Consider the following 10,668-nt stretch of genomic DNA (forward strand, 5'->3'; position numbering starts at 1 on the left):
CAGCGGCTTGAATGGCGGTGTGCAGGTCAGCAAGGACGGGCGGAGTTGGCGCATCGGCACCGCCGCCGACGTGGGTTGGATCGCTGGTCACACCACTGCCGGTGTGTCAATCACCACCGCCATCCCGCCGATCTTCGACGCCTACGCCACCACGTACCAGGCCGACGACGTCAGCGCCGCCGCCTACGAGCACGCCCTGGTCGAGGACCTCATCACGCACACCTCCGACCAGCCGTGGTGGCTGGCCTACCTCGACACCGGCGCCCACGACGTCGTCTTCCCCCGCGCTCCGAGGGTGTCGCTCTACTGGAACTGGCCGTACGTACTGGTCGAGGCCGGCCCCGAGCAGGCCCTGACCTGGCGCACTGGTGGTCACATACGTCACGCGCACGGAGCGCTACCCGATCTGTTCTTCCCCGCCGACCGGTCATGGCTGGTCTCCGCGCTCTGGGACGACACCTGGACCTGCGTCGGCGGCCCGGCACCACTGATCCACACCCTCGAACACGACCCGGTGGCCAACGCCCGCCAGGTCCGACCCGGCGAGGACGCCCTGCCACCGGGGCTGACCCGCGAGTGACGACCCGACGCCGCGGTCAGCCTCCGACGGCGGCTACCCTCGCCACTTCTCGGCGGGCCGGCAGCCGCTGGTCGGATTGCCGTAGATCCGCTTCCCGTCCGGACCCGCGTAGCAGTACTTGGACCAGGCGGGGCGATCGCCGGCACCGTGTTCCCACCGGGAGACGCGAGCACGGCCATCGCTCGCCGCCGTCGGACGGGTGAGCTGGTCCCCCCGGCGGGTGATTCTGAGCAGCTGCTGACCTTGGTGGCCACCGAGCCGCCGCACACGTACAAGATTTGCCACCGCCACAGTTTCGTGCGGGGCGCGTTGGCGATGCGGCGGTGTCCTGCTGCACTGTGCGGGCTCATCCGGTCGTGGCGGTGACCGTGTGTCCGAGGGTCCGCAGCATGCGGCGGAACTGCGGTTCGTGTTCGGCAGCCACGGCGAGGTGCCGGTCGCCGACGAGGGTGCACAGGCGGCGGAGTTTCGGGTCGCGGGCGATGAGGGTCGCGAGTGGGGCGTCGGCGCATTCGATGAGGCGGACGAGGCCGAGGTCGCGGATCCTCGTGGCTCGGGTGGTCACGTCGTTGACCAGGACGGTCAAGGCTTCCGGCAGGTTGGGCGTTGTTCGGTCAGCGAGGAAGGTGACGAATGGGCCGAGCTGTCGGCCGGTTTCGATCGCAGTGAGGAGCGTGTCGGCGCGGATCGTCCAGACCCGGTCGCTGGTGCGTTCCGCGTGGGCGTCGAGGATGAGCCGGTCAGCGGCGGTGGGGTCGCCGACGGCGACGATGTCCAGGGTGGAGAGGACCTTGAGGGTCCGCTCCGGCACCGCAGCGTTGTCCACCGGCTGGTAGTCGTCGGCTAGGCCGAGGGCGTGGGCGCCGAGTCGGTTGAGGCGGATGGCGAGGAGGCCGTCGTAGCGGCTGAGGTAGTCGAGGTCGTCGGCGCCCCAGTTGTCGTGGTAGTCGGTGCGGGCACCGGCGGGGTCGGTGTACTCGATGTCGATGAGGCCGAGCGTCGCCGCGTACTCGAACAGTACGGCGAGGGTGTAGCGGCCTTCGAGGATCGGCCAGTCCGCGAATCCGCTGTAGCCGAGGCTGCCGTACTGGGGGTCGACGAGGTACAGCTTCCACAGTCCGCGTTCGCTGCGGGCGACGGTCGGAGAGGTTTCCCTTTTGCGGCGCATGGTGGAGAACAGGTCGTCGATGGTGATCCACTCGTCCTGCGGGCAGGCGGCGAGGGCGGTGGCGACGGCCTTGCGGCGGTTCTTGGCTGAGGTGAGGACGTTCGCGGCGCGCTGGCCTTTGATCTCGTCGATTCGGTTGAACTCGTCGAGGACGGTGGTGGTGACCCAGGATCGCCAGAGCCGTCGGACCGTCGCGGCGGCCGGCTTGGCCAGGGCGGCGCGTCCCCGGTCGGTGAGCTGCAGCCGGGTGCCGGCGAGTTCGGCCAGCCCGCCGGCCTGGAGGATCAGCGGCCACGCGAACGCCGCGATCGGCTCGTCGGGGTAGAAGTCGCCGCCCTCGAGTACGTCGGCGGTGGCGGCGACGGTGGTGGCCGCGGGCCGCCGGGTCGTCTGGCTACACCGGAGCCGACCGGTGGCCACGAGGTGCAGCACGGCGTGCAGGTTGGTCTGGGCGGACGCGGCAGTCGCCCGGATCTGTTCAGGCATCCAGACCTGCCAGGTCGAGGCGTTCGAGCAGGCTGGGCTTGCGGGCGTGCACCGCCCGTAGCTCGGCCAGCCGGTCTCGGAACGATGTGACGTCCCCGTCGCATACCCCGAGATCCCGCAGGTCGACGAGGAGTTGAACTGCGGTGTCGTACTCACGCGGCTTCTTTGTGGCAATCAAGACGTCCACCCGCTGCCATGCGGCGGGTTGGTCGACCGCGAGGGCGTCGAGGTGCCGCTGCCGGGCTGCGGCGGCGGACCGTTCCCGGCGTATCCGGTCGCGTTCGCGCTGCTCGGCGTCCCGTCGTTCCCGTTCGGCGCGCAGGTCCGCGGCGGTGGCGAGCAGTTCCTCGGCGGTGCGGGCGGCTGCCGGGGTGGGGGTATCGGTACGGTGTGCGTCGCGGTACCGGCGCAGCAATTGGCTGCGTAGGTGGCTGTCGCCGCCGGTGATCAGGTTGGCCAGAATGGCGTCCTTGTCCCGGACGGGCAGCCCGACGACCCAGGTGCGCAGTTGCGTAGGGGTCGGTTCGCCGGAGGCGGCCGGCACCGACCTCGCCGCCGCAGCCGCGATCAGGTCGGGGTCGATGCGCAGGAACTCGGCGACGGCGGTGAGAGGCGCGTCGAGGCTGCCCAGTCCGGCTGGGACGGGCGGTTCGGGCTCGTCGTCGACGATGTCCTCCGACTGTACGCAGCGGAGCCAGCCCAGGTACAGCAGGCGTAGGTCACCGGCGGCGAGGCCGGCGCGGACCGGGATGATGGAGGGAAGCAGGCCGTGACCGTCGACGTCCCACTCGTAGCTGCCGTCTTCGTCCTCGTCATGGAGGTCGATGATGACGTGCTTGCCGGCGGTCCTGGCAGACGCGCTGTCGCCCTGGCAGTAGCGGGCGATCGTGGCGGAGTCGAGCACGTGTTTCGGTAGCCGCAGCATGAGCTGGCGGGTGCCCCAGTTCGCCAGGTACAGGTGCGCGTCGAAGTATCGTTCCATCAGCTTGCGCGGGTCGCCCTTGAAGGCGCCCCACTGATAGGTGTTGACGAAGCTGGTGGCGGTGATGTCGGCCCGGGTGGACAGCGACCGCAGTTCGGCCTGCTCCCGGCTGGTGAGGGGCCGGTCGACGGCGGTGAATTCGTAGTATTGGTACTCGCTCACCGTGGCCTACCTTCCGGCCCAGTGCCGGTAGGCGTCGATCCACGCGGTGCCGTCCGGTGGCGGGGTGGGGAGCGGTAGGTCGAGTAGATCAATCTTCTGCCGGTGGTGGCCTCGGGCGCAGACCGCGACGATGGTGTCCGCGGTCAGGTCGATCTTCCGCACGGTGACCTCGACGCCGAGGACGGTGGTGGTGAACGGCACCGCCAGGCGCTCGTCGATCATGGTGAAGAGGCCGGTGAGCTGTTCGTCGTCGCCGTATGCGTCGATGGTGGCTTCCTCGATCATCGCCTCCAGCGCGGCGTTTCCCTTCGATGCCATCGGCGGAGGATATCGGACCGGTGTCAGGGGTGTTCGGCGCCCGATGCGCGAGGATGGTCGGCGTGGGTTCGGTGGACGAGTTCGTCGATCTTCGGCGGGAGGTGGAGCGGTTACGGGCGGAGAACACCCGGCTGGCGCGTCTGCTGGAGCTGCGCGGCCAGGACACGACTGCGGCGCCGGAGCAGTTGTCCGCGCCGGTTGAGCCGCCGGGGCTGGTCACCATGGCTTCACCGACCCGGGACAAGCTGGCGTTGTTCGCTGACCGGTTCCGGGCCCGGGTCGACGTGTACGCCGTGCGGTGGGAAAACGTCCGTACCGGCGCCGCCGGGTGGATGGCCGCGGTCGCCGGTGGTTGGCGTAAAGGTATGGACCGGCGGGGTGCCACCGACCTGCCCCGGACGATGGAGGTCGTCGCGGCGCACCTGGTCGGCGACGTGTTCATGGGCCTGTATCCGCTGATGCCCGGCAACACCTGCCACTTTGTCGTGGCCGATTTCGACGGGCCGACGGCGATGCTCGACGCCCTCGCCTACGTGAAGGCGGCGAGGGCCAGCTCGGTGCCGGCCGCGTTGGAGATCTCCCAGTCAGGCCGTGGCGCCCACGGTCACCGCGACCGAGCCTGACGGGACCATGCTCGCCGAGCTGCGGAAGCACGTGCCAGCAGGTGCCAAGACCGTGCAAGCCGCGTTCGAGGACCTGCGACCAGGCGAGCGCCACGGGCTGATTTTTGCGGCGGCGGCGCTGCATTGGACGAACCCGGAGGGTCGGTGGTCACGCGTGACCGCGCTCTTGGAGCCGGGTGGCGTGTTTGCTTCGTTCGGTGGGCCGGTCCAGCTGGCTGACCCGGCTGTGGAGGACGCTGTTCGCGCGGCCCGGGCACCGTTCTTGGAGAGCGACGAGGTTCCGTCCGCCGATGGGACGCCTCGGGGACATGACATGCAGTGGCCGGGTACGGAGCTCCAACGATCTGAGTGGTTCACGGATGTTCAGCAGTCCGTGATCGAACGGCGCTCAACGATGAGTTCCCGCGACTACGTTGGCCTTCTCTCGACCATCTCGGCCTATCTCGAATTGCCTACCTCTGAACAAGAACAGGTATACAGCCGCATCCTGCAGGCCGTGCCTGAGAGGGTCGAGATTGCCGCCGACATCATCGTCCATCTCGCGCGTCGGCGCTGCGAGCAGTAGTGCCTCGCCAATCAGATGTCCGCCCCTGCCGACGGCAACCGGACATGCCGTGACGCGCACGGCGACTCGATCACCAAGTCACCCTCAGTAATCGGATCTCGACGTCGACCCTGTCGGCCACCGCGCCGAACGAGTTCGACCTTCACGGTCGACGGCCGCAGATCGAACATCAAGGCCCCCGCGTATCGAACATGGGCGACAGACTCCGCGCCCTGCCAGTCGGTGCCTTGTGGCAGGGGGTGGCCCGCGACGATGCCACCTGGCACGTTCGTTGACGGCGGTTACCGCTGCCACACCTCAGCGGGTAGGCAGTCGGCCGCCGGCTTGCCGTAGACCGGCTTCCCGGTCGGTGTGGTGTAGCAGTGGGCGAGTTGGTCCTCGGCTTGAAACAGCGGACGCCGGTCGATTTCCACGCCCCGGTCGTCGTAGCTGACCAGTTCGGGTCCGTCGTCGATCTTGAGGCGAGCACCGGTGGTCATCAGGCCGAACGCCCCGCCGGAGAGGCGCGCGACCGTGGTACGGCCATCACCGTGGTCGAGCACCAGTCGGGCGACACGTCCGCTGACTCGGCCGCTGACGCTGACCTCCCCGCCGCCGGCCTCGGTAGACGTCAGCAGGAGTCTCTGCACGGGACCGGGCAGCCAGCTACCGTGCGGCCATGGGTCGGTTGCGACCCCGCCGGACGGTTCCCGGCTCGGCCCGGCTGACCGCAGGTCACACGTGGCGTAGCCAACGTCGTTCATGAACAGCACGAGTGCGCGGTCACCGCGTTCCGTCGCTACCGCGAGATCGGCCAGGGAGAGCTCGCCCTCGGCCCGCCCGGCCGCCTCGTCGTGGGCGTACCACCTGAGACATTGCTCGGCCGCCGCGCGCAGCGTGGGTGACAGCTCGCCGGGTCCCATCGCCAGCACCTGGACGTCCTGGCCGGCCGGCCGGTTCCACACGGCCGCCGCCACGCCGGACGCCGCGACCAGCACGACCAGCGCGGCCATCGCGACCCTCAGACGTGGCCGGGCTGGACGACGGCCTGTCGCGCGGAGGAGATGCGCTCGCATCGTGCCCGCTGTTGCCGTCGGCAGGTTCCGCTCCGCGGGTGGGTCAAGGATCTTGTTCACCGAGTCTCCTCCTTGATCTCTTCGGGCATCAGGCGGGCCAGGCGGCTGCGGGCCCGGCTGACCCGGGATCGCACCGCCACCTCGCTGATCCCCAGCACCACCGCCGCGTCCGGGTACGAGACGCCCGACCACAGACACAACGCCACCGCCTCTCGCTCGGCTGGCGAGAGTCGGCGCACGACCGCCAGGATCTGGGCCATTCGCCGCTCGTCGTCCAGCCGGGCGGCCACCTCTTCGGCAAGATCACCGTCGTTGTGCCGTTCGGGCGGCAGCCGGCGCAGCAACGCCAGCCACCGGCGGGCCGACCGCCACTCCGAGCGCACCGCGTTGGTCGCCACCACCAGCAACCAGGGCAGCGCCGAACCCTCCACCAGGCGGGCATCGCCACGCCGGCGCCAGGCGACCAGAAAGGTCGCCTGCGTGACATCCTCGGCCGTCGACCACGACCCGGTCAGTCGGAACGCATGGTTGTAGACCGCGCGGGAGTACCGGTCGAAGAGCCGTCCGAATGCCGTCTGGTCACCAGCGGTGATCGACGACCAGAGCTCCTCGTCCGACGGCCGTGCCTGATGCGTCACACCACACTATGGCCGCCGAGGACGTTCCTGTTGCAGCTCAAGGCTTAGAGCGACCGGCAACAGCGGAACAGGCGGCCACCGACATTCGCCTGGGTTCACTAGGCTGCACGAATGGCAGCGTGTCCCGAGCTGACCAGGCCGCTCCCCCAGGCGGGGCGCGGTCACGGTCTCTCCGGGGCAACCCCGGGGACGCAACTATCACCCAGGCACCACACCACAGGTGCGTCGGCACGCTCCGCGAGCCTGTGCACCCGTACGGCCGGGCATCGTCGGGACACGCTGCCCCCACCCGCTGGACGGCCGTGACCACCGTCCACGCTCTCGCCACCGCGCTGGCCGACGCGTTCCTCGCCGAGGACAGCTGGCGTCGGCCGGATCTGGTACACCGCGGCGGACTCGTCCTCGGGGCCCGGCGGCGGTGGCTGTGGCCGGTCGCCGACGCGGTCCTGGTCGCCTACCCGCGCCCACCGCGCGACCGACCCCGCGAGTTCGCCGCCTTCCTCACCACCCTCGACCCGCTGCGCGGCGCGATCTCCGCCGGCCGCCGGCAAGGGCGGCCGATCGTCATCCGCGCCCGGCCCGTGGTGACGACCCGCACCGTCCGCCGCGCCTGGCACACCCCGCTCATCGACGACGTCGGCGCCCTCGCCGCGCTACTGCGGCTGAGCGTCGAACACCTCGACTGGTACGCCGACCGGCGCGCCATGAACCGCCGCGCCGACGACCAGCGGCTGCACCACTACCGCTGCCGATGGACCGATCACGGACGACTCATCGAAGCACCCAAACCCCGACTCCGTGCCCTGCAACGACGGCTCCTCGTGGAGGTTCTGGGCCCGATCCCGGTGCACCCCGCGGCGCACGGCTTCGTGCCTGGCCGCTCCGCGCACACCTTCGCCGCCGCTCACGCCGGCCAACCGGTGGTCGTCCGGGTCGATCTGCTCGCCTTCTTCAGCAGCGTCCCGGCCGCCCGGGTGTACGGGCTGTTCCGCACCGCCGGCTACCCCGAACCGGTCGCGCACACTCTCACCGGACTCTGCACCACCCGCACCCCGCCCAGCGTCCTGCGCCACGCGCCCAGCGACGTGCCGCACCGGTCGGCCCGACTCGCGGCGCTGCGCGCCGGGCACCTGCCCCAGGGTGCGCCCACCTCACCCGCGCTGGCGAACCTGTGTGCGTACCGCCTCGACCGCCGCCTCGCCGGTCTCGCCGACGCCTACGCGGCGACCTACACCCGGTACGCGGACGACCTCGCCTTCTCCGGCGATCTCACCGCCCACAGCACCAGCAGCCTGATCACCGCCGTCCGGGAGATCGTGCGGGATGAGGGCTTCCGGATCCATCCCGACAAGACCCGGGTCCGCAGTCGGGCCGACCGGCAACTGCTCGCCGGACTCGTCGTCAACGATCGGCCCACCGTGCCTCGCGACGAGTACGACCGGCTCCGTGCCATCCTCCACAACGCCGCCCGCACCGGGCTCGACGCGCAGAACCGCACCGGCCACCCGGCCTTCGCCGACCACCTCGCCGGACGGGTCGCCTGGGTCGGTCACCAGCATCCGGCCCGCGCCGCCAAGCTGGCCGCGTTGCTGGCCGAGGCGCTCGCGGCCCGGTGATCTGCCCGCACGGCACAGCCCGGCAGTCGCGCCGCACCGGCTCGAAATCCGGCCAGGGGTAAGGCAGCCGGCCTCCACGAAGGGGTGCCATCACATCGGGGGCGCCGGCGGCTCCGGTGGCTTGCCCCGTGCCCGCCGCGCGTCGACGAGGGCCACACCGGTCAGGACGACCGCAGCGCCGCTCAGGACGGCCAGCGGCGGCGCCCGGAGCAGCGCGGGGATGAGCGCCAGCAGCAGGCCGATGGCGACAATTCGAGACGGGGAGACCCGGTTGAACACCTCGTACTCGAACCGGGACCGGCCCACCATGTAGAGCGCCGGGCCGCCGAGGATCACCGCGAGCCAGGCGAACGGGGTGAATCCGGTGGGCTGGGCGATCACCAGCTCGAAGCCGATCGCGGTGGTGATCACACCGGTGATGATGAGCAGGTGCGAGTCGGCGGCGGACGTGCCGATGTGGGCCGGTCGACGGCTCTGCCGGACCGCCTCGGCAAAGATCTGGCCGGCCCGGTAGAAGTAGATCCGCCAGATCAGGACGGACACGGCGAGGGTCACCGCAAAGGCGACGGTCGGCGCCGGATTTCGATTACCGGTGGCATAGGTGAGGCCGGTGACCAGCACCGCCTCGCCGAGGGCCACGAGGAAGAACTGCTGGTAGCGCTCGGCCAGATGCTCACCGGCGATGGACCAGGTGTGCGGGGCCGAGCGGCCGAGGCCCGGCACCGGCCACCCGAATCGGTTGGCCAGATATTCGATGGCCAGCGCCGGCAGCCAGAAGAGAAGTCGAGCCCCGGACCACGCGAAGAGGAGGCCGAGTACCCACAGCACCGCCGTCGCCGAGTAGGTGATGAATATCCGCAGCTCGAGCCGCTGCTGTTCATGGCCACGTAGCGCGATCGCGAGTAACAGGGATCTGCTGAGCTGCGCGATCAGATAGCCGGCCACGAACGCCACCGCGTTGACGCTGAAGGCGCGCGGGATGGCCACCCCCATCACCATGCTGGCCACCAGCGCGATCAGCACGGTGGACTGCACGATGGGTTGATAGGGGTCGTAACGGCTGGTGGTCCAGGCGCTCCCGTGCCAGACCGACCAGAGGGCGAGCACCAGGAACAGGGTCTTGGTGGCACCGGCGAAGACCACCTCGGGCTGGTGGATGGCCGCCCTGCCGGTAAGGTCCTCCACCGCTCGGGCCACCACCCGGGTCAGCGCGAAGACGAACACCAGATCGAAGAAGAGCTCCAGGAACGACGCCCGTCGCGTCGCCTCGCCCTTGTGCAGGAGCATGCTCGGATCTCGCGGCAACATGGTCCACCCGTCCGCGGGGTGCGGCCACCCCACTCAGGCAGTCTTAGCCCAATCCCCGGCCCGACGCGCCCACAACCGGCCGGTCCCAGCCCTGACCGTGCCACCTCACAGGGTCGGCGGCTATCCGGGTACAGCCAGCTGACCCCGGCCGGACCGGTGTGCAATACCCCCAGGGGGTATATGGTGTTGGCGAGGAGGCGATGAGATGTCCAACGACGCCCATCACCACGGCAGCAACCCGCCCACCGGCACCGGCCCGCACCAGGACAAGCACGCCGGGCACGGTGGACACGACAAACACGCGGGGCACGATCCGGAGGCGTTCCGCCGCAAGTTCTGGTTGAGCCTGGCGCTGACCGTGCCGATCGTGGTCACCAGCCACATGGTGATGGACTGGTTCGGCTATCGGCTGGAGTTCCCCGGGATCGACCTGGTGGGTCCGGTGCTGGGCACGGTGGTGTTCGGCTACGGCGGCTGGCCGTTTCTCCAGGGCGCGGTACGCGAGATCCGGGACCGCGCGCCCGGGATGATGCTGCTGATCGCGATGGCGATCAGCGTCGCCTACGTCGCGTCGCTGGCCACCGCGTTCGGCGCGTTCGACCTGGACTTCTGGTGGGAACTGGCCGCGCTGGTCACGATCATGCTGCTCGGGCACTGGCAGGAGATGAAGGCGATCGGCCAGGCCCGGGGGGCCTTGTCGGCGCTGGCCGCGTTGTTGCCCGACGATGCCGAACGGCTCGGCCCGGACGGTGGGCCGGAGCGGGTGCCGGTGGCCGACCTGCGCGTCGGTGACCTGGTCCTGGTGCGGCCGGGTGGGCGGGTCCCGGCGGACGGGCAGATCGTCGACGGCCAGGCCGAGCTGGACGAATCCATGATCACGGGCGAGTCGCGGCCGGTGTCCCGCTCGACCGGCGATCGGGTGGTGGCCGGCACGGTGGCCACCGACGCGGCGCTCCGGGTCCGGATCGAGGCGGTGGGCGACGACACCGCGCTGGCCGGCATCCAGCGGCTGGTGGCGCAGGCGCAGCAGTCCAGCGGCCGGGCGCAGGTGCTGGCGGACCGGTTCGCCGCCTGGCTGTTCTACATCGCCACCGTCACCGCCGTGGTCACCCTGGTGGTGTGGTCCACGCTGGGCAACCTGAACGAGGCGGTGGTACGCACCGTGAC

The 10,668-nt window shown here is 70.3% G+C and carries 10 protein-coding genes and 1 pseudogene; 5 read left to right on the forward strand and 6 right to left on the reverse strand.

The features are described 5' to 3' along the window. Window positions 1-19 precede the first annotated feature (19 nt). A complete protein-coding gene (locus tag AB0M52_RS07155) occupies window positions 20-580 on the forward strand; it encodes a hypothetical protein (protein WP_363950055.1) in 561 nt (186 codons plus the stop codon). Between the two features lie 346 nt (window positions 581-926). On the opposite strand, the gene AB0M52_RS07160 is transcribed toward AB0M52_RS07155, so the two are convergent. Genes AB0M52_RS07160 through AB0M52_RS07170 form a run of 3 tightly spaced genes read right to left on the reverse strand, consistent with a single transcriptional unit; the run spans window position 927 to window position 3,696 of the window. Continuing rightward, window positions 927-2,234 (reverse strand): hypothetical protein, encoded by a 1,308-nt coding sequence (locus AB0M52_RS07160; protein WP_363950057.1) that lies wholly within the window; start codon window positions 2,232-2,234, stop codon window positions 927-929. Then, a complete protein-coding gene (locus AB0M52_RS07165) occupies window positions 2,227-3,378 on the reverse strand; it encodes a hypothetical protein (protein WP_363950060.1) in 1,152 nt (383 codons plus the stop codon). Before AB0M52_RS07165 ends, AB0M52_RS07160 begins: the two co-directional genes overlap by 8 nt. 6 nt (window positions 3,379-3,384) lie before the next feature. Then, window positions 3,385-3,696 carry a hypothetical protein gene (locus tag AB0M52_RS07170; protein WP_363950062.1) on the reverse strand — a complete coding sequence of 104 codons (312 nt, stop codon included), beginning with the start codon at window positions 3,694-3,696 and terminating at the stop codon, window positions 3,385-3,387. 62 nt (window positions 3,697-3,758) lie between these two features. Between AB0M52_RS07170 and AB0M52_RS07175 the strand changes: the two genes are divergently transcribed. Together AB0M52_RS07175 and AB0M52_RS07180 are read left to right on the forward strand one after the other, a co-directional pair. Beyond that, the gene (locus tag AB0M52_RS07175) at window positions 3,759-4,319 is read left to right on the forward strand and encodes a hypothetical protein (protein ID WP_363950064.1); all 561 of its coding nucleotides are present in this window, start codon (window positions 3,759-3,761) and stop codon (window positions 4,317-4,319) included. Between the two features lie 7 nt (window positions 4,320-4,326). Continuing rightward, the gene (locus AB0M52_RS07180) at window positions 4,327-4,884 is read left to right on the forward strand and encodes an SAM-dependent methyltransferase (protein WP_363950067.1); all 558 of its coding nucleotides are present in this window, start codon (window positions 4,327-4,329) and stop codon (window positions 4,882-4,884) included. A gap of 281 nt (window positions 4,885-5,165) precedes the next feature. Here AB0M52_RS07180 and AB0M52_RS07185 read toward each other — a convergent pair whose 3' ends face one another. Then, a complete protein-coding gene (locus AB0M52_RS07185) occupies window positions 5,166-5,876 on the reverse strand; it encodes a hypothetical protein (protein ID WP_363950070.1) in 711 nt (236 codons plus the stop codon). A gap of 119 nt (window positions 5,877-5,995) precedes the next feature. After that, window positions 5,996-6,577 (reverse strand): RNA polymerase sigma factor, encoded by a 582-nt coding sequence (locus AB0M52_RS07190; RefSeq protein ID WP_363950073.1) that lies wholly within the window; start codon window positions 6,575-6,577, stop codon window positions 5,996-5,998. A 302-nt stretch (window positions 6,578-6,879) separates the two neighbouring features. Between AB0M52_RS07190 and AB0M52_RS07195 the strand changes: the two genes are divergently transcribed. Further along, window positions 6,880-8,193, forward strand: coding sequence for a reverse transcriptase family protein (locus AB0M52_RS07195; protein WP_363950075.1), 1,314 nt, complete (start codon window positions 6,880-6,882; stop codon window positions 8,191-8,193). 90 nt (window positions 8,194-8,283) lie between these two features. On the opposite strand, the gene AB0M52_RS07200 is transcribed toward AB0M52_RS07195, so the two are convergent. Further along, entirely contained in the window at window positions 8,284-9,480 is a 1,197-nt protein-coding gene (locus tag AB0M52_RS07200) for a low temperature requirement protein A (RefSeq protein ID WP_363950078.1), read from the reverse strand. Window positions 9,481-9,706: 226 nt separating this feature from the next. On the opposite strand from AB0M52_RS07200, the pseudogene AB0M52_RS07205 reads away from it, so the two are divergent. Next, a pseudogene (locus AB0M52_RS07205) lies at window positions 9,707-10,668 on the forward strand (heavy metal translocating P-type ATPase); the annotation flags it as partial.

Source organism: Micromonospora sp. NPDC051296 (assembly GCF_040682255.1).
GTDB classification, from domain to species: Bacteria; Actinomycetota; Actinomycetes; order Mycobacteriales; family Micromonosporaceae; genus Micromonospora; species Micromonospora craterilacus.

Coding starts and splice junctions, on each gene's coding strand:
- AB0M52_RS07200 (WP_363950078.1), bottom strand. CDS start 9,480: ATGCTCCTGCACAAGGGCGAGGCGACGCGACGGGCGTCGTTCCTGGAG.
- AB0M52_RS07185 (WP_363950070.1), bottom strand. CDS start 5,876: ATGGCCGCGCTGGTCGTGCTGGTCGCGGCGTCCGGCGTGGCGGCGGCC.
- AB0M52_RS07160 (WP_363950057.1), bottom strand. CDS start 2,234: ATGCCTGAACAGATCCGGGCGACTGCCGCGTCCGCCCAGACCAACCTG.
- AB0M52_RS07180 (WP_363950067.1), top strand. CDS start 4,327: ATGCTCGCCGAGCTGCGGAAGCACGTGCCAGCAGGTGCCAAGACCGTG.
- AB0M52_RS07170 (WP_363950062.1), bottom strand. CDS start 3,696: ATGGCATCGAAGGGAAACGCCGCGCTGGAGGCGATGATCGAGGAAGCC.